Origin of the sequence: Sphingobacterium chungjuense (assembly GCF_011316935.1) — a bacterium.
Lineage (GTDB): Bacteria > Bacteroidota > Bacteroidia > Sphingobacteriales > Sphingobacteriaceae > Sphingobacterium > Sphingobacterium chungjuense.
In genome coordinates this window covers 228594-247858 of record NZ_WLYS01000001.1, presented here as the reverse complement: position 1 = coordinate 247858, position 19265 = coordinate 228594, and the positions used below count along the sequence as shown (strand labels likewise).

The 19265-nt window shown below is 42.4% G+C and carries 20 protein-coding genes; 7 read left to right on the top strand and 13 right to left on the bottom strand.

From position 1 onward, the window contains the following. Window positions 1-5 precede the first annotated feature (5 nt). The gene (locus tag GKO22_RS01125; RefSeq protein ID WP_166332295.1) at window positions 6-1079 is read right to left on the bottom strand and encodes a complex I subunit 1/NuoH family protein; all 1074 of its coding nucleotides are present in this window, start codon (window positions 1077-1079) and stop codon (window positions 6-8) included. A 140-nt stretch (window positions 1080-1219) separates the two neighbouring features. On the opposite strand from GKO22_RS01125, the gene GKO22_RS01120 reads away from it, so the two are divergent. Continuing rightward, entirely contained in the window at window positions 1220-1660 is a 441-nt protein-coding gene (locus tag GKO22_RS01120) for an META domain-containing protein (protein WP_166332294.1), read from the top strand. A gap of 24 nt (window positions 1661-1684) precedes the next feature. Here GKO22_RS01120 and GKO22_RS01115 read toward each other — a convergent pair whose 3' ends face one another. From GKO22_RS01115 to panC, 3 genes are all read right to left on the bottom strand, one after another. Beyond that, window positions 1685-2245 carry an FKBP-type peptidyl-prolyl cis-trans isomerase gene (locus GKO22_RS01115; protein WP_166332293.1) on the bottom strand — a complete coding sequence of 187 codons (561 nt, stop codon included), beginning with the start codon at window positions 2243-2245 and terminating at the stop codon, window positions 1685-1687. 104 nt (window positions 2246-2349) lie between these two features. After that, a complete protein-coding gene (gene panD, locus GKO22_RS01110) occupies window positions 2350-2700 on the bottom strand; it encodes an aspartate 1-decarboxylase (protein WP_066755040.1) in 351 nt (116 codons plus the stop codon). 93 nt (window positions 2701-2793) lie between these two features. Continuing rightward, complete coding sequence (gene panC, locus GKO22_RS01105) at window positions 2794-3639, bottom strand: pantoate--beta-alanine ligase (RefSeq protein ID WP_166332292.1); 846 nt, start codon at window positions 3637-3639, stop codon at window positions 2794-2796. A 145-nt stretch (window positions 3640-3784) separates the two neighbouring features. Between panC and GKO22_RS01100 the strand changes: the two genes are divergently transcribed. After that, window positions 3785-4609: a glycogen/starch synthase gene (locus GKO22_RS01100; RefSeq protein ID WP_166332291.1), complete on the top strand. Its 825-nt coding sequence runs from the start codon at window positions 3785-3787 to the stop codon at window positions 4607-4609. 306 nt (window positions 4610-4915) lie between these two features. Here the strand turns inward: GKO22_RS01100 and GKO22_RS01095 are convergent, their stop codons facing one another. Together GKO22_RS01095 and GKO22_RS01090 are read right to left on the bottom strand one after the other, a co-directional pair. Next, window positions 4916-5098, bottom strand: coding sequence for a histone H1 (locus tag GKO22_RS01095; protein ID WP_116776189.1), 183 nt, complete (start codon window positions 5096-5098; stop codon window positions 4916-4918). 137 nt (window positions 5099-5235) lie between these two features. Beyond that, entirely contained in the window at window positions 5236-7374 is a 2139-nt protein-coding gene (locus tag GKO22_RS01090) for a S46 family peptidase (protein WP_166332290.1), read from the bottom strand. A 126-nt stretch (window positions 7375-7500) separates the two neighbouring features. Here GKO22_RS01090 and GKO22_RS01085 point away from each other — a divergent pair, with 126 nt between their 5' ends. From GKO22_RS01085 to GKO22_RS01070, 4 genes are all read left to right on the top strand, one after another. Next, on the top strand, window positions 7501-8817 hold the full coding sequence (locus GKO22_RS01085; protein ID WP_166332289.1) for a DEAD/DEAH box helicase: 1317 nt from the start codon (window positions 7501-7503) through the stop codon (window positions 8815-8817). After that, window positions 8814-9053, top strand: a complete 240-nt coding sequence (locus tag GKO22_RS01080) for a hypothetical protein (RefSeq protein WP_116776186.1) — start codon at window positions 8814-8816, stop codon at window positions 9051-9053. The genes GKO22_RS01085 and GKO22_RS01080 overlap by 4 nt, the downstream gene beginning before the upstream one ends. A gap of 61 nt (window positions 9054-9114) precedes the next feature. Continuing rightward, complete coding sequence (gene gldC, locus GKO22_RS01075) at window positions 9115-9465, top strand: gliding motility protein GldC (protein WP_166332288.1); 351 nt, start codon at window positions 9115-9117, stop codon at window positions 9463-9465. 37 nt (window positions 9466-9502) lie between these two features. Next, on the top strand, window positions 9503-9910 hold the full coding sequence (locus GKO22_RS01070; RefSeq protein WP_166332287.1) for an EVE domain-containing protein: 408 nt from the start codon (window positions 9503-9505) through the stop codon (window positions 9908-9910). Window positions 9911-9917: 7 nt separating this feature from the next. Here GKO22_RS01070 and GKO22_RS01065 read toward each other — a convergent pair whose 3' ends face one another. The 7 genes from GKO22_RS01065 to GKO22_RS01035 all read right to left on the bottom strand — a co-directional run bounded on the left by GKO22_RS01065 (window position 9918) and on the right by GKO22_RS01035 (window position 17566). Further along, window positions 9918-10445, bottom strand: a complete 528-nt coding sequence (locus GKO22_RS01065) for an acyl-CoA thioesterase (RefSeq protein WP_166332286.1) — start codon at window positions 10443-10445, stop codon at window positions 9918-9920. A gap of 5 nt (window positions 10446-10450) precedes the next feature. Continuing rightward, complete coding sequence (locus tag GKO22_RS01060; protein ID WP_166332285.1) at window positions 10451-11365, bottom strand: SDR family oxidoreductase; 915 nt, start codon at window positions 11363-11365, stop codon at window positions 10451-10453. Between the two features lie 12 nt (window positions 11366-11377). After that, window positions 11378-12325 (bottom strand): M20/M25/M40 family metallo-hydrolase, encoded by a 948-nt coding sequence (locus GKO22_RS01055; protein ID WP_206367771.1) that lies wholly within the window; start codon window positions 12323-12325, stop codon window positions 11378-11380. Between the two features lie 17 nt (window positions 12326-12342). Further along, window positions 12343-12999 carry a lipoprotein signal peptidase gene (locus tag GKO22_RS01050; protein ID WP_116776180.1) on the bottom strand — a complete coding sequence of 219 codons (657 nt, stop codon included), beginning with the start codon at window positions 12997-12999 and terminating at the stop codon, window positions 12343-12345. A 101-nt stretch (window positions 13000-13100) separates the two neighbouring features. Beyond that, entirely contained in the window at window positions 13101-13484 is a 384-nt protein-coding gene (locus tag GKO22_RS01045; protein WP_206367770.1) for a TraR/DksA family transcriptional regulator, read from the bottom strand. Between the two features lie 3 nt (window positions 13485-13487). Continuing rightward, window positions 13488-16898, bottom strand: coding sequence for an isoleucine--tRNA ligase (gene ileS / locus GKO22_RS01040; RefSeq protein ID WP_166332284.1), 3411 nt, complete (start codon window positions 16896-16898; stop codon window positions 13488-13490). Window positions 16899-17212: 314 nt separating this feature from the next. Beyond that, the gene (locus GKO22_RS01035) at window positions 17213-17566 is read right to left on the bottom strand and encodes a HesB/IscA family protein (protein ID WP_066755066.1); all 354 of its coding nucleotides are present in this window, start codon (window positions 17564-17566) and stop codon (window positions 17213-17215) included. A 220-nt stretch (window positions 17567-17786) separates the two neighbouring features. On the opposite strand from GKO22_RS01035, the gene GKO22_RS01030 reads away from it, so the two are divergent. Further along, complete coding sequence (locus GKO22_RS01030) at window positions 17787-19058, top strand: serine hydroxymethyltransferase (RefSeq protein WP_166332283.1); 1272 nt, start codon at window positions 17787-17789, stop codon at window positions 19056-19058. Window positions 19059-19265: the final 207 nt, after the last annotated feature.

Below are 19265 nucleotides of genomic sequence, written 5' to 3'. Positions count from 1 at the left end.
TTAAATTATACCATCACCAATATACGCCACAATCCCGAAATAGCCATACCTACAAAAGCGGCTGGAATCAAAATCTTCCAGCACAAGTTCATCAATTGGTCGGCGCGGAATCGCGGTAACGTCCAGCGAATCCACATTTGCACGCCAACAATAAGGGTTGATTTAAAGATTGTCCAGAAAATTCCCCAATACAAACCGGTAGTCCAAGTCGCTAATTGCAAGGAGCCAATATTGGGCAGCGGTGTATTCCACGCGCCTAGAAAAAGCACGACGCCTAACATGGAAACCAAAAACATCATCGCATATTCGGCCAAGAATACGAAAGCGAAGCGAATACCGCCGTACTCCGTGTGGAAACCGCCAATCAATTCACTTTCCGCTTCTGGAATGTCAAAAGGCGCACGATTACATTCGGCCAGCGTAGCAATGAAGAAAATAACGTAGACAAATAGAAGGTGCGGCGCTTGAAAAATATGCCAAGCTAATACACCACCAATCTCATTGACATTCCAAATGCCCAAAAATTTAATATTCTCTGTCGCCAAAATACCTTGATTGAACGCGATATCGTTCAGATTTAAGGTTTGCGACAGCATTACCACCGCGATCAGGGAAAGCCCGATCGGAATTTCGTAAGACAGCATCTGCGCAATCGCGCGTATAGAGCCTAACAAGGAGTATTTATTATTCGAACCCCAACCAGCCATCAAAATGCCTAATGCATCGATGGAAATCACAGCCATGATGAAGAAAAGCCCTGTATTTGTATTTGCTGGCGCAAAACCGGGTGCCCAAGGTATTACACTGAAACCAATGTAAACCGCTATAAAAATCACAATAGGAGCGAGCGCAAATAAAATCTTGTCGGCTACCGTCGGTGTGATGAATTCTTTCTGTAAAAGTTTTAGAATATCGGCAATGGTTTGCAAAGAACCATGCTTGCCGGTTTCCATTGGTCCAAGCCTATCCTGAACAAAACCCGCAATTTTACGTTCTGCATATACGGCAAACAACGTGAAGCTAGCGATAAATAGGAATATCGCTATGGGCGGGATGATATGAGCTAGAATTTCTTGCAATGGTTTTAGAACAATTCTTAATTGTATACAAACTTAGCAAAAACGCTTCGATAAAGTCGTGTAAATGTCGATAGATATTGTCGTTTTTATGTAGCAATGTCATCTGATTGTTCGTATATTTTTATTTAAAAAGAAGAACTATGAAAAATTATGTTTGGAGTACGCTAACGGTCATGCTTGTATTATTTGCATCCTGCAGTATGTCTAAGAAGAATAGCACAGCTGATTCTACTGCAAAATTAGAGGATGTGACTTGGCGCCTCACCGAGTTAGAGGGAAAAGCAGTTCGTAAAGAAATTAACGGGAAAGTACCGTCCCTAACGTTTACATCGGCCGATAAACGCTATGGAGCTATTACTGGCTGTAACGGTATAGGTGGACAGTACGAAATTAAGCAAGGGGATCAACTCCGCCTAATGATGGGGATGTCTACGAAGATGTATTGTGAAAATAATATGGAGGTAGAAGATGGGTTTGGAAAGTTATTTCCCTTGGTGCAGAGCTATGCAATCCAAAATAATCGCTTAGAATTGAAAGATGCGGACTCTAAGGTAGTAGCTACATTTGTATTGATGCCCTAATTAGGGCATCAATACATTAACATGTTAGTCTACGATCTTGAGTACTTTAATCTCAAAAATGAGTGGCGAATTCGCTGGAATAGGTCCTGAATTTCTATTTCCATACGCATAGTAAGATGGGGTAATGATACGTATGGTGTCGCCAGGCTGTAAACCGCGGGCAGTCAATCCTAGATGTTTTTGATTTCCTACAGCTCGTGGAAAAAAGGTAATTTGCCATGCTGGAATAACATTATTCAAACGGGTAGTAAAACCTTCTGGTGATTGGTTTTTATCTACTTCTGTGCCATTGAGTAATTGAAGTCTGTAGTTTACCGTGATAGTGGGAATGATCTGGGAGCCATTTTGATTGAATTTGTAATCAAATGTAGGTGTTTCGGCGGTATCTAATAACTCATACCATATCCCCGAGCTATCTTCGATTGCATTAGGATATTCTTTTGCGGCAAAAGTTCTGATCGTTTCTTTTTCCAAAGCTAATTGCGCTTCCGCATCAAAAGGTTCTAGATTCATATTATCGGAAGAGCACGAGAAAAGCGTTGTACATGCTACTAGCAACGTCGTTGCTGAATTAAAAAATTTCATAGAAGATGTTTGTTTTACTTATTATCCGGTAAACGTACAAAATGGTATTCTGCTACAGAATACCATTTCGTTTTTTAATATGTAGTATGGGCGATATTACCCCTTTATGAAATCAATTGATTGTGATCATCAGGGAAAACTAAGGCCGGCTCATGTTGCTTTGCTTCTTCCTGATTCATCCAAGCATAGGAGATAATAATTACCACATCACCTACTTGTACCAATCGTGCTGCAGCACCATTCAAGCATACAGTGCCAGAGCCACGAGCGCCTTTGATCACGTAAGTCTCAAAACGAGCACCGTTGTTATTATTTACAATCTGCACCTTCTCATTGGCTATAATATTAGCCGCATCCATCAGATCTTCATCAATAGTGATGCTGCCGACGTAGTTCAATTCGGCTTGCGTCACCTTTGCCCGGTGGATCTTGGATTTCATCACTTCGATCATCATGGCGCAAAGTTACGGCTTTTTTCCATAGGGTTGAAATAGTAAGCGGCTTGTGAAAGAGCGTATTTACACTGTATTGACGAAAACAAAATAGGATTACTGCAGGAGCATATTGTCGATCAGCCGCACACCTTCTAACCACGCAGCAACAAGCACCACATAATCTTTGTTAGGATCTATAGTGGTGCTAATTTCCAATGTAGTGGTTTCGCAAATCGCAAGATATTCCAATTCTAGTCCGTCTACATCATGGAGCAATGCAGTTGCTTCCGCTATCAGCGTGTCCACGTCTTTTTCTCCTGCATAGTGCTGGATATGGCGCAACGCTTTGGATATGGTATATGCTTTTTTTATTCCGGCAAGCGAAAGGCGCGCATTGCGGGAGCTTAATGCTAATCCATGTGCATCGCGAAGCGTCGGTACGATATGTAGTTTTACAGTTAAAGCCTTTTCCGCAATCATACGTTGGATCACCATGACCTGCTGAAAATCTTTCTGACCAAAAAAAGCAATATTCGGATTCACTAATTGAAACAATTTGTACACAATCTGCGTCACCCCTTGGAAATGACCAGGACGATGTTCGCCTTCCCAAATCTGGTCTAGATTACCTAAATCGATTTGCCAACGTGGATCATTCTCTGGGTACATGACGCTTACTTCTGGCAGGAATAAAATATCGCAATTTGCTGCGGTTAACAATGCTTTGTCATGCTCAATCGGGCGCGGATATTTTTCTAAATCTTTGGGATCGTTGAATTGGGTGGGATTCACGAAAATACTACATACGACCACATCTGTGGTGGCTTTCGCTGCCTGTATCAGCGAAATATGTCCATCGTGCAGTGCACCCATAGTCGGTACAAATCCAATCTTTTTATGTTGTTGCTGGAGGGTTGCTAAATGCTGTTGTAGTGCGCTTGCCGTAACGAAAATTTCCACGTGTGTATTGGATAAAATAGCCCGCTAAGGTGCGTATTATTTTTGGTAATATAAAACCATGAGTAGCAATAGATTGGTAGAAATGATAAAATTTCGTATCTTTGTAAACCGATTTTATTTTTCAAAACAAAAAAAGTAAGTGGAGATGGCAAAAACGAAAATATTGTTTGTAACCCATGAAATGTCGCCTTTCCTCGAAATAAGCAAAATTTCTGAAATCACACGCCAATTACCCCAAGCAATGCAAGAACGCGGATTCGAGATCCGTATCCTGATGCCACGCTTCGGATGTATCAATGAGCGCAGAAATAGGCTTCACGAGGTTATTCGTCTATCAGGTATGAACATCGTAGTGGATGGGAATGATAATCCCTTGATTATTAAAGTGGCATCTTTGCCAGCAGCACGTATGCAGGTGTATTTCTTGGATAATGAAGATTATTTCCAAAGAAAGAAGATTTTCCGCGATGACAAGGGCGAATTTTTTAACGATAACAACGAGCGTGCTTTGTTTTTCGGCAAAGGTGCGATCGAAACTGTTAAAAAATTAGGTTGGTCTCCGGATGTTATCCACTGTCATGGCTGGTTTTCTGCGATGATTCCTGCTTACATCAAAAATGTATATAATCAAGATCCTGCTTTTAAGGATACAAAGATTATCTACTCTTTATACGAAGAAGATTTTCAATCTGGAGATACATTGACGTCCAAATTAGGAGAAATGGCTGGTCAATCGGATTTATCTGCAGAAGATGCGGGTAAATATGGTGATGGATCGCAAACAGATCTATACAAAGGAGCGCTTGCCTTTACCGATGTAGTAATTAATGCTGGTTTGCCAGCAGATCATGCGATTTTGCAGCACGTGCAAGAGCAAGGTATTCGTTTGCACGCTACGCAAGGTGATGAAGATTACGAAGCATTCGCATCGCTATACGATGAGTTTGTAGGTGAGGAAGTTGTGGCTTAATTATTTTTTTGATTTAGGCACTAATACTCAAACAGTATATTATTGAAGCAAAGGCGAATTCGTCTTTGCTTTTTTTGTGCCATGTAACCACGTCATTGCGCAACCGAGGCAAAATGGTGGGGCAATTTGGTGTACGGTTTTTGATCTCATTCTTAGGTTAACAATGAGTCGGAGCACTACAGACTTCCTGAGCGCTATCAACCGTATCCACTTTCTAAACTTTATCACCCCACCCAAACAAAACAAACAAGCTCAGCACCTTTTCGATACTGAGCTCATTTATCTTTAAGATTAAGGTATAAAACCTTATTTCTTTGCATCATTTTTAGCTGCAGTGATTTCGTTACGAATGTCCTGAGCCAAAGTTTTGATTTCTTGAAGTCCTTTACGTACACGTGTTCCAGCAGCGGCATTGCCATTGTTGAAGAACTTGTCAGCGTCACCTTCGATTGAAGCAAGAAGGTCTTTTAGTTGATTGAAATTTTTCATGTTTGAATACAATAATAAATAATTAATATAAAAGTCGTTTATTACCTAGATGTAAGCCTAAGATAGGATAAATATACAAAAGGTTCTATTAAAAAGTAATTTTTTAGTTTTTTATCTCAATATGCTTTTAACGCATATTAATCTACAATTGTTAGTTCATTTATAATGTTTTTTGCTCCGGCAAACTTATCAATGATAAATAATACATAGCGAATATCAACTGATATAGTACGTTGCAATTTAGGGTCGAAGATCACATCTCCCGCCATTGCTTCAATATTACCGTCAAATGCAATGCCAATTAATTCACCTTTTGCATTTAAAACAGGAGACCCGGAGTTTCCACCGGTAATATCTTGGTCGCTAAGGAAGTTGACTGGCAAATGTCCGGCTGGGTCAGCATAGCGTCCGTAGTCTTTGTTTTTCTCCAAATCAATCAATTTTTGGGAAAGGTCAAATTCTTCATCTCCAGGTATATACTTCGCGATTGTACCTGTTAGTGTGGTGTAATTATTCACCTTAGCATCGTTGCGTTTGTCTTTTGGTAGCGCACGAATGCTACCGTAAGTTAAGCGTAAAGTAGAATTTGCATCTGGATAATATTTTCCCTGCGGATCCATCTCTAATACGCCTTTCACATACAGGCGTTGCGCCGTTTGGAATGCATCTTTCTCTTTTTCAAGCTCTGGCGAGCTCTCCCGATACTTCTGCATTAAGGCAGAAGATAGTTGAAATAAGGGATCATTTTCTACCGTTGCGGCGTCAGGATTATCTAAGAAAGCATGAAGACTTTCCATCGATTTGAAAAGACTTTTTTCTACGGCAGCATCGATATCTGCTGCAAAATTGCCTTGATTTTTGCTCGCCATTGTCGCAAAATAAGGAGCAACATCGCCTGCTTTGGCAGTATACAAGTTCAATTCGTTCGCTAATACGTCTTTCTCTAACGGCAAATACATCTTCTCATAGTTGTTCGTGATGTAAGCTTCCAAGCGAGGACGCATTTCTTGGCGCTTTGCTTGGTTCTCTTGACTGTATTGGATCAATCCATTCCCTAAAGAAGAAGGAATAGCCGCTAAAGACGAAGAACGTAATAATCCAGTCAAGTAATTATCATGGCGCGCTTTTGCATTGGTAGTGGCATAGTACGCGTTGATCGTTGGCAATACTTGGCCATACAATTCTTTATTTTCTCCACGATTAGCCCATTTCGCAAAGCGTTTTTCTTGCTTGCGTTTGGTAGCCGCAGTGCCATGTTTAGTCAATGCATCGATCATGCCTTGACGGTTTTTCCAGTAATTGGCTACGCCAGAATACGTAGAAGCATAGTTTAATTTAACCTCTTGATGCTGATCCATGTGTTTTTTCATCGCGTCCATCCCAACTTTTGAGGCTTCTACCCAAGCTGGATACGCAAATTTCACGTTTTGATCAATTCCGGCCGCATTCATCCATCTATTGGTTCTGCCAGGATAACCTAAAATCATGGAGAAGTCGCCTTCTTGGATTCCTTTAATACTTATAGGTAAAGAATACTTTGGTTTTAAAGGCACATTTTCTGTAGAATAGGCGGCTGGATTACCGTCTTTATCGCCATATACACGAAATACCGAGAAATCTCCGGTGTGGCGTGGCCATTCCCAGTTATCCGTGTCGCCACCAAACTTTCCGATGCTGTTAGGAGGCGTGCCTACTAATCGGACATCCGTGTAATCTTGGTATACGAAATAGTAATATTCATTGCCATTGTAAAACGGACGCACCGATACCACATATTTGCCGCCTTCGCTGTTCTCTTGTTCGATCTTAGCGATCTCTTTATTGATGATTTGCTCGCGTTCTTTCTCGCTCATGTCATTATTCACCAAACCCAAGATGCGTTTTGATACATCATCCATACGAACGAAGAAACGTACGTAAAGCGATTTCGGCTTCAACTCTTCTTGATAGTTTTGTGCCCAAAAGCCATTCGTTAGATAATCTTTCTCTGGCGTAGATAATTCGGCGATCGCGCCATAACCACAGTGGTGATTCGTGAAGACCAAACCCGTCTTAGACACAATCTCTGCCGTACAGCCGCCGTTGAATTGTACAATGGCATCTTTGATGCTCGAGTTGTTGATGCTGTAAATTTCTTCTGCTGTTAACTGTAGCCCTTTTTTCTGCATGTCGGCTTCATTAAGCCTTTTAAGATGCATCAAAAACCACATTCCTTCATCTGCCCAAGCAGCAAGGCTTACTACGGATAGCAGTAAGATAAACGTTATTCTTTTCATGTGTGTTGTGTTTATATAGTGTCGACAAAATTCGCGCAAATAATCCTGAAAACAAAACTCATTGATATGACCATGCCGTGAGCATCCTATTCTACGGGTTGTCGTAGGTTTTACTATCTTTGTACGATGGCATCTTTTGAAGATTTTAAACTCAACAGACAACTGTTGAATGCAATTGCGGAGGCAGGATATACTGTGCCTACCGAGATTCAGCAAAAGGCGATTACGCCTCTGCTGTCAGGACAAGATGTTATGGGGATTGCCCAAACGGGCACCGGAAAAACAGCGGCATTTGTGCTGCCCTTATTGATGGCATTAAAATACGCCCAAGGCGATCATCCACGTGCGCTGATCTTATCGCCAACCAGAGAACTGGCGATGCAGATTGAAGAGCAAATTCGTCTTTTTTCTACTTACCTCGATCTGCGTACGGTATTATTGTATGGCGGCTTAGGGCCGAAAACACAAAAAGAACAATTAGAAAAAGGTTGTGACATTATTGTCGCGACACCGGGTCGTTTCCTAGATCTTTATCTATCTCAACACATCCAAACCAAAATGATTAAATTTTTGGTGATGGACGAAGCCGATAAGATGATGGACATGGGATTTATTGGCAAAATTCACCGCATTCTAGAAGTGTTGCCACGAAAACGGCAAAATATGCTTTTCTCAGCGACCATGAGTGAGTTGGTACGCAAAATAGCCGGAGATTTTCTAGCCTTTCCTACGGTGATTGAAGTGACGGAACAAGCTACACCTGCCTCTACGGTGACGCAGGTGCTGTATAAAGCTCCTAACTTAAGAACGAAGCTTAATTTACTACAGGTTTTATTTAAAGACGACGAAGCCTTTCACCGGGTGATCGTTTTCTGTAAAACCAAGACTGTAGCCGATAATATTTTTGTCTACCTCGATCGCAAATATAGTTCGGATCAAGTGCGCGTAATACACGCCAACAAGGGGCAGAATACACGCATTAACTCCATCAATGCCTTTAAAGAAGGCGATGTGCGTATTCTCGTCGCTACGGATGTGGCGGCGCGCGGTTTGGATGTTTCCAACGTGAGTCACGTCATCAACTTTGATGTGCCCATTGTTATTGAGGATTATGTGCACCGTATTGGCCGTACCGGTCGTGCGTTTAATAATGGCGACGCCATTACATTTTGCAATCCCGCCGAAGAATATTACGTCAAGAAAATTGAGAAGCTCATTAGGCAGTCCATTCCAGTACTGGAATTGCCTGAAGGTGTGATTGTAGAACCAACGGGATTTGATGAAAGGCAAGCTATCGCACGTGAGATTGATATGCAGATGCGTAAAGAAAACCCAGACTTCAAAGGCGCGTTTCACGAGAAAAAATTCACCCCGAAACCCAAAAAGTCTAAGTCTGGCAGCGGCAACAAACGAAGCCCGAAAAAACCGGCAAAACGTCGATGAGATTGTCTCCGCTAAATATCGTTCTGGCATGCATCTTAGTATGGGCTATCTCTGAATTAGGAGAGGAGGGCAAAGCGCTGTTCTCTTGGGGTTGGCTCATTTTATTAGTCATTGTCGTGCTGGTGGTTGATATTTTGTGTAGACTGTGGGCTCGCGATACGCAAAAGCTGTGGTGGATGCAGATTACATTTATTCTATTTACGGCGGTATGTGCCGTACTCATCAAAATCCTATAATGAACACCCTTTTGACATTTTAAGGGTTAACATAAACACGTTTATACTATTAGTAAGAGATATGAAGAAAGCAGAGATAAAACTCAATGTAGAGTTAGATGATAAAAATGTTCCGGAAGTAATCCGTTGGTCTTCGTCTGATGGCGAGACATCGGACGAGATGGTGTCTAAAGCGATGTTCTTAGCGCTTTGGGATGCGCAATACAAGAATTCATTGCGTATTGACTTATGGACCAAAGATATGCCGTACGATGAGATGAAACGGTTCTTTTATGAAACGGTGCAAACGTTGGGCGATTCCTTTTTACGTGCTTCTGGTGGTGATCCTATGGCAGAGAAAGTAATCGCAGATCTGCGCGATTACTGCGCTCATTTCGCGGAGAAGATGGAAGTATTAGAGCAGCAAAGCTAAGCTATCACCTTTTAAACTATTAAATCATTCCTTGCATATGAATTACTTTTTAGTGAAATCCGAGCCCTTCAAATACAGTTGGGATCAGTTTAATAAAGACGGTCAAACTTTTTGGGATGGTGTGCGCAATTATCAAGCGCGCAATAATATGAAAGCGATGAAGAAAGGCGATCTAGTGCTTTTCTATCACAGCAATGAAGGCAAGGAAGTAGTCGGTATGGCCAAGGTCGTGAAAGAGTTCTATCAAGATCCTACGACTGATGATGAGAAATGGGTGGTCGTAGATTTGGCGCCTGTACAATCATTCGAGCGACCCGTCACGCTCGAAGCGATCAAAGCAGATAAAATGTTGGAAGATGTGGCTTTGGTAAGGCAAGGCCGCTTGTCGGTAATGCCGCTGAAGCAGGCGGAATTTGACCGTATTGTAGAAATGGGGAATAGCTAAGCATTAGCTATTCTCCTTTCTGAAATAACTTGATCAGATCTTGCAATACTTCCGCGTTCTCTGGTTTTAGTTTTCCTGATAAGATCAAACGCAGTTCCCTTCTTTGCAATGCCGAGGTATATAATGCTTTTTCGCCTTCGGTTTCCGGAATAAGCATCGGCACGGCTTTTGGCTTTCCTTCTTCATCCAACGCTACGAAAGTATAATACGCTTCATTGGATTTTTCCATCGTACCTTTTGGCAGATTTTGTGCAAATACCTCCATGCGCACTTCCAGAGAGCTATTAAAGGCGCGGGTAACTTGTGCTTTAATCGTCACGACCTCACCAAGTTTGACCGATCTTCTGAAAGAAACGTTATCTACAGATGCCGTAACCACGACATTATTGCAGTGCTTCTGCGCAGCCATGGCCGAACAGATATCCATCCAGTACAATAATTTTCCGCCCATGAGGTTTCCAAAGGTGTTGGTATCATTCGGGAGTACCAATTCGTTCATCTCCGTATAAGAGTGATTGGCTGGTTTTGCTTGCATGGTGCTCAATTGTTTAAATGCTGTTTTAATTCTTCGTCGATTCTTTTTAAGGATTCGCGAAATGGTGTGGGCGTATAGCCGAGTTCATGTTTGGCTTTATCCAGTACGAAGCCTGTTTTACGCGGTCGATTTTTATCTTGACCAATTTCCTGTGCCATGATTGGTGTGATCAGCGAGGAATCCAAATTCCAGTAATCGGCTACTTCGTGTACGATTTCTTCCACAGAGAACATCTCGTCACCACTTATATGGTAAATACCATTCGCCTGCTTCTTCGCCGCAAGATGGCAGGCTTCGACCAAATCTTCTACCCAAGTGGGCATGCGCCATTGATCAGATACAACACGAATGTTTTCCTGCTTAGATAAGGCTTCTTTTGCCCAGATCACCAGATTACGTGCACTACTGCCTTTATTGGGCGTGCCATACACTAAGATGGTTCGAAGAATCGCATGTCGGCAACCCGACGCTTGCAGAATCTTTTCCGCATCGATTTTACTTTGACCATAGGCATTGCAGGCTGACGTAACATCCGTTTCCGTGTAAGGTCCGTTCTGTCCGTCGAACACAAAGTCAGTAGAGAGAAAAGTAAGGTGAATATCTTGCTTTTTTGCCACAGTTGCTAACTCACGAACGATATCTACATTCACGGTTTGGCATTGCGCAGGATCTTTTTCGCAGACATCCACACTGCTGATGGCGGCCGTATGTATGATATGAGTCGGTCGGAAACTGGCTATGGCCTCCAATAATCGTTTAGGATCGCCGAAATCTACTTGTAAGAAGTCATGTGGAATATCTTGACTAATACGATCTGCTGAACCGGAGGTGCTAAATAGGCTGTAGCCTGATTCTGCTGCTAATCGCTTGACTAACTTTTGCCCGAGAAATCCATTAGAACCGGTAATGAGTACGCGCATAGCGAATAGAGATTAGTTGGTCCACTGAAATGGCATTTTTGCCACATGCATGGATTTGTCGATGATTTTTATTTCCAGATCGACGATGGATTGCAACGCTTTATAGTCAATTTTATCGGCATCATCGCTGGCCATATGATAGTCAGGGTGTCCGCCGGTATGGAAGAACAGCACCGGAATATCTTTTTTGTAAAACGAGGTTTGATCTGATCCACCATTGCCATCTTTGCTCGTATAAAATTTGATGTCGCTGGTAACGCCGTCAAAGATTTCGACGAATGCTGGGCTGGTACCATGTCCTATAATAGCCAAGCCATTTTCAGGTTGATAGCGGCCAATCATATCCATATTGAGCATCCAATGAATCTGATTCAAGGGAACGGTAGGGTTTTGTGTGAAATGCTTGGAACCTAATAAGCCCAGTTCTTCAGCGCCAAAGGCAATGAAAAGCAGGTTGAAGGATTCTTTCACTTCGTTCTGGCTATAGTGACGCGCTAGCTCTAGCAATCCGGCTACGCCGGATGCATTATCGTCTGCTCCATTATGGATTTCGCCAATATGTAAGGTATCGCGGGAGCCACCGATTGTGCCGTGACCCAAATGATCATAATGTGCGCCGATCACAATCGTCCTCGCTGCACCGTTATCTAAAAATCCAATAATATTCGCAGCTGCACGCAATGAATCTGTCACGGGTACACGCGTAATTTTTGCCGTGAAATCTTGGCGGTAACCATCAGTGCCTTTCGGTTGTAAACCGTAATTTTTGAATGCTGCTTCGATGTACTGCGCTGCTTGCTCTACTTGTGCACTACCTGTTTCGCGGCCTTTCATTTCGTCCGAAGCCAGATAATAAATGTGTTGTTTCAAGATCGCTTTGCTAGATTGCGCTAGTACGGCAGGTGTGCCCAACAGTACGAAGAGTGCCATCATCCAGAATGCGTAGCGAGAAAAATACATAGGATATTCTTTAGGTATTAGATGGAATTTTCAGCGGTTATGGTTTTCTTCTGTTCTTTTTGGTCGTCTTCCTCTTTGAAATATCTTTTTTGAAAGATCAAGATCAAGAAAACACCAACCGATATCGCCGAATCGGCGATATTAAATACAGGGCTAAAGAAGAGGAAATTCTCCCCGCCCCACACTGGAAACCAAGTGGGGAATGTACCCTCAAAAAGTGGAAAGTACAACATGTCTACCACTTTGCCATGAAACCACGACGCGTAGCCGCCGCCCGCAGGAAATAGTTCTGCTTTCTCGTAAAAGGTACTCTCACTAAAGATACGACCATAGAATACACTATCGATAATATTGCCCATAGCGCCTGCCATGATCAAAGCAACATTCAGGATAAATCCTTTGTGGTAATTGTTTTTGATCATATGGTGCAAACCATATCCGATACCGCAAATGGCTGCAATACGAAATAAGGTAAGCAAAAGCTTGCCGTAGTCGCCACCAAACTCCATTCCCCAGGCCATGCCATTGTTTTCGATGAAATGGATGAGAAACTTATCACCTAGCACAGGGATATCCTGCCCGATAGTCATACTCAACTTCACCCAAAATTTGGAAAGTTGGTCGATCAATAATACCCCAAATATTAACAGTAACGGACGCGAGTAGGCTTTCATGTATATGTACAAAACAGTAAAACTGTCCAAATATAGGAGTCTACTTTGATAATAAAGTACCCTCCGTCCATTTGGACAGTCTTAAATTGTAAAATTAATGTCTAGTATTGCTTGTTTTTTGCTTCGATACTCAATGTCGTATGTGGCACTGCCTTCAAACGTTCCTTTTGGATCAGCTTGCCAGTCTCACGGCATACGCCATAAGTCTTATTCTCGATGCGCACTAAGGCAGCTTCCAAGTTGTCAATGAATTTCTTTTGACGGGCAGCTAATTGATTAATCTGCTCTTTTTCTAATGTTGCAGATCCATCTTCTAAGGTTTTGTACGTACCGGCGGTATCGTCCGTACCATTCGCATTGCTATTGCTTAACGATTTGGTCAATGAGGAAAGCTCCTCTTTAGCTACACGTAGTTTTTCAAGAATTATCGCTTTAAACTCTTGAAGCTCCGCGTCGCCATAACGTGTTTTTTCAAATTTTTCCATAATTTAATTTTTTTCAACCAATAGCAATAAATTCTTTTCGTCTATCTCAACGCTGTCTCCTACAGAAATACTGCCAAAGTTGAGGGCGTCAGCTAAAATCTCGGTGCAAATATACGACAAATTATCGGTAACCGCTTCGCGGATTTCCGTATTGTCGCTGATAGTCACTTGGATACGATCGGTAACTGCAAATCCCTTATCCTTGCGAATATTTTGAATTCTATTGATTAATTCGCGTGCAAGACCCTCTTTTCGCAGTTCTGACGAGATATGCACATCCAACGCGACGGTCAATCTGCCTAAATTGGCTACTTGCCAACCTTCCACATCCTCTGCAATAATTTCTACATCTTCCAACGTGATGGTGTATGGTAGGTTGTTCAAAGCCAGCTGATTGTTGGTTTCTAGCTCCTGAATATCCTCTGCGCTGAAAGCTTGAATTGCTGTCGCAACCACCTTCATATCCTTGCCTACCTTAGCGCCAAGGGCTTTAAAATTTGGTTTAATTTTTTTCTTGATAATACCAGTGGTGTCTGTGATGAAATTTATTTGCTTGATATTTGTCTCCGACAAAATCAATTCTTGTACTTTCTCCACTTTCGCTTGGAAAGCATTATCCAGTACCGGTAGCAAAATCTTTTCTAAAGGCTGACGCACATTGATGCCCGTCTTCTTACGCAGTGACAATGTCAGTGACGAAATGTCTTGTGCCAAACGCATACGCTCTTCTAAGTCGGTATCAATGACCTCTCTATTGAATACTGGGAAATCAGCCAAGTGTACGGATTCAAATGATTCCTTTTTCGTAGCATTGTTCAGATCCAGGTATAAGTTATCCGCGAAGAATGGTGCAATCGGTGCAATCAATTTCGAAAGCGTATCCAAGCAGGTGTACAAGGTTTGATAGGCCGAGATTTTGTCTGCACTGTAATCTCCTTTCCAGAAACGACGACGACACAAACGCACGTACCAGTTGCTGAGGTTTTCATCCACAAATGTTTGAATTGCCCGCGCAGCTTTGGTCGGCTCGTATTCGTTGTAGTACGTGTCTACTTCTTGCGTCAAGCTATTTAGTAACGATAATACCCAACGATCAATCTCCGGGCGTTCGGCCAAAGCGATATCTGCTTCGCTGTAAGAGAATTGGTCAATGTTCGCATATAATGCAAAGAAAGCATAGGTATTGTAGATCGTTCCGAAGAACTTACGACGTACTTCATCCAAACCTTCCTCGTTGAACTTTAAGTTTTCCCAAGGCGATGCATTGCTGATCATGTACCAACGCGTGGCGTCGGCACTGTATTTTTCTAAAGTGCTGAATGGATCGACGGCGTTGCCCAATCGCTTGGACATCTTGTTGCCGTTTTTGTCCAGTACCAGACCGTTGGAGATCACGTTTTTAAACGCGACCGAATCTTTGACCATCGTCGAGATCGCATGCAAAGTAAAGAACCAACCACGTGTCTGATCCACGCCTTCGGCGATGAAATCTGCTGGGAAAGCATTTAAGAAGTCCGGGTGGAAAGGAAAATCTTCGCCAGCAGCCAATTTCTCCTGATCCAATCCCCATTGTGCATACGGCATCGCGCCAGAATCAAACCATACATCGATCAGATCTGGCTCGCGGAACAATTTCTGTCCACCATCAGATACCAAAACGATATCATCTACATAAGGGCGGTGCAGATCCAGTTTTTCTGTGCCGAATTTATCTAAATAAGATTGGTTCACCGCTTTCTCCTCGTCAGAAAGTGCAGCCGATTGTACGGCATCTTCCAAACGCGATTTTAGCTCTGCGATCGAACCGATACAGATCTCTTCATTCTCGTCTTCACTACGCCAGATCGGAAGCGGCGTGCCCCAATAGCGCGAGCGCGATAGATTCCAATCCACCAGGTTTTCCAACCAATTGCCAAAGCGACCCGTTCCGGTCGATTCTGGTTTCCAGTTGATGGTTTTATTTAGTTCTACCAAACGATCCTTAACTGCTGTAGTGCGGATAAACCAACTATCCAATGGATAGTACAAGATCGGTTTGTCGGTACGCCAACAGTGCGGATAAGTGTGTTCGTATTTCTTAACGTCAAACGCTTTGTTTTCTTCTTTCAGCTTGATCGCAATAAGCACATCCGTCGGGCGGAAATCTTTATCTGCGCGCTCTTCTGCACTGTAATATTCTTCTTTCACAAAGCGACCGCCAAAGTCGGTGATTTCTTTGACAAAGCGACCCGTACGATCTACCGTTGGTACGTCTTTGCCATTTTCATCTTTTACCAAGATGGCGGGTACGCCGTGCTCTTTAGCTACACGAAAGTCGTCTGCACCATAAGTAGGTGAGGCGTGTACAATACCGGTACCATCTTCTGTCGTGACGAAATCTCCCGGAATAACGCGGAAAGCTTTTTCGATCAACTCATCAGAAGTGATGTAAGGCATCAATTGATGATAGCGTAATCCTACCAGTTCCTCGCCTTTGATGTTGGCCGCTATTTCCCAAGGAATGATTTTGTCGCCTAAGGTATAGTCTTGAAATGACGCATCTTTCCCTTCGGCTTTGAAATGCTTGTTGATCAGGTTTTGTGCGAGCACAACGGATACGGGCTCGCCAGTGTATTGATTGAAAGTGCGTACTTTGACGTAGTCAATGTTTTTGCCAACGACCAAAGCCGTGTTGGAAGGCAAAGTCCATGGTGTGGTCGTCCAAGCGATGAAGGCAACATCTTCTTCCGGAGTTTCCACCAAAGTGCCGATCAACGGATGCACTTGTCCTTTGTCTACTCTGAATTGAGCGACAATAGTCGTGTCCTTCACATCCTGATAGGTGCCTGGCTGGTTGAGCTCGTGGGAGCTTAAACCTGTACCCGCTGCAGGCGAATACGGTTGTATCGTATATCCTTTGTATAAATATCCTTTTTTGTACAGTTTCTGTAATAGAAACCATAGCGTCTCAATGTAGCTATTTTTGTAAGTGATGTATGGATTTTCCAAATCAACCCAGTAGCCCATTTTCATTGTCAGGTCGTTCCACACATCGGTGTAACGCATCACTTCATTGCGGCAAGCTTCATTGTATGCCTCAACCGTGATTTTTTTGCCGATGTCTTCTTTGGTGATGCCTAATGTTTTTTCTACCGCCAATTCGATCGGTAGGCCATGCGTATCCCAGCCACCTTTGCGTTTTACCTGAAAACCTTTTAATGTCTTGTAACGGCAGAATATATCCTTAATCGCCCGAGCCATTACGTGGTGGATGCCAGGCATCCCATTCGCTGATGGAGGGCCTTCGTAGAAAGTATAAGGCTTGCTGGCAGGGCGGTTTGAAATACTTTTTTCAAAGATCTTATCCGATTCCCAGCGCTTTAATACTTCCTTCCCGATTTCAGGTAGATTCAGTTGTTTATATTCTTTGTACATGACTTGTATTATCAGTTTTTAAAGGTCGCTAATTTACATATTTTCGTCGAAAGGATGAACCTGCATTCCAGATCGTTGAAATATCATTTTTAAGTGGATTCGAGTGATGTTTTGCGAAAAAAAATAGAATTCGCGTAGTAAAGCACATCATGTATATAGATGGTGTATCCTGTGGGCGATACTGAAGGGCGCTTTACATCAATTCCATGATCGAAAAAGGCATTTATTCTCCCCTAATGCAGGTAGAATAAACGCCTTTAATCGCTAGAACACTCCAAAGAGTGGTATATCAAATAGGATGCCCTAATAAAGCACTAAGCGGAGAATGAACTTCCGCAACCACAGGTGCTAGAAGCATTAGGGTTATTGAAAGTAAATCCTCTGGCATCCAATCCGTTTTTAAAGTCTACTTCCATACCGGCAAGGTACAATCCATGTCCTTTGTTCATAAAAATACGGATGCCTTCAATGTTGTATTCGCTATCGCCTTCCTTTTTTTGATCGAAGCCCAAAAGGTAGCTCATGCCGGAGCATCCGCCGCCTTCTACACCTACGCGTAAACCAAAATCAGGACTAATCTCTTGCTGATCTATCAGTTTTCGTAATTCTTTTATAGCTCCTTCCGTCAACGTAAGAGGTGCCGGAGCTACTATACTTTCTGTACTCATAATCCTTACCTTTTAATCTTTATCCTTAACAAAAATACACATTTTTTAATACAATATTTTGGACGCTATGTTTTTGACAATAAGGCTACATTTCAATGATATCGTATATGTATTGATTAGATCATTAAAATAGCCGCAGATTTTAGATAAGTTCTTAAATAAGAAGTATATTTGCTCACAATTATTAAAGGAGTAAAATCTACTAAAATTTACATACAATATGGAAAGAGATCAGGCTATATTTAATCTGATAGCGGAGGAGCTAAAACGTCAGGAGGAGGGTATTGAGTTAATTGCCTCAGAAAACTTTGTCAGCAAGCAAGTGATGGAAGCTGCTGGTTCCGTTTTAACAAACAAATACGCGGAAGGCTTGCCGGGAAAACGTTATTATGGTGGCTGTGAGGTCGTTGACCAGATTGAAGATATCGCTATTGATCGTGCTAAGCAACTTTTCGGTGCACAATGGGTGAATGTACAACCACACTCTGGAGCGCAAGCAAATGCTGCTGTCTTTTTAGCGATCCTGAAGCCGGGTGACAAGATCTTAGGATTTGACCTTTCTCATGGTGGTCACTTGACACATGGTTCTCCTGTAAACTTTTCAGGTAAATTGTATGAACCACATTTCTATGGTGTGGTAAAAGAAACAGGATTGATCGATTACGATCAACTGGAGGAAACAGCTCGCCGCGAGAAACCAAAAGTAATTATCTGTGGTGCTTCTTCGTACTCACGTGATTGGGATTATGCACGTATTCGCAAAGTAGCCGATGAAGTGGGCGCTTTAGTAGTAGCTGATATCTCGCATCCAGCCGGATTGATCGCGCGTGGTCTATTGACCGATCCACTTCCACACTGTCACATCGTAACTACGACTACGCACAAAACGTTGCGCGGACCACGTGGCGGTATGATCATGGTTGGTCAAGATTTCGAAAACCCTTGGGGAATCAAAGGGCCTAAAGGTGATGTTCGTACTATTACACAATTATTAGATCTTGCGGTATTCCCAGGTACGCAAGGTGGTCCATTGGAGCACACGATTGCAGCTAAAGCAATTGCTTACGGCGAAGCTTTGAGCGACTCATACATGGATTACATCGTACAGGTGAAGAAAAATGCTGCAGCCTTGGCCAAATTCTTCGTAGAGAAAGATTATCACATCATTTCTGGTGGTACAGACAATCACTTGATGTTGGTAGACCTTCGCAACAAAGATATCTCTGGTAAAGAAGCCGAAGCTGTATTAGGCAAAGCGGGTATCACGACTAATAAGAATATGGTTCCTTTTGATACGCGTTCTCCATTTGTTACGTCAGGTGTGCGTTTTGGTACAGCAGCGATTACGACTCGTGGTATCAAAGAGCAAGAAATTGTGCAGATTGGTGAATTGATTGACGAGGCGTTAGTAAATGCAGGAAATGATGCACAATTAGCCGCTATCCACGGTAAAGTGGTGGAATTAATGGGTCAATTTCCATTGTACAAATAATACATCAAAATAGATGCTATAAATAGCTCCACTTTGAGAAAAGTGGAGCTATTTTTGTAGCGATACTTTGTGAATAAACGTTAAAAAGAACAACAAAATGTTTGAATAGTCAGATATTTTGATTCAATTTGATAAACACTAAATAAAACAGACTTCGCCTATCGAAACAAGACTACGCAAAAAAGGACATATAACTCTTAGTACTTA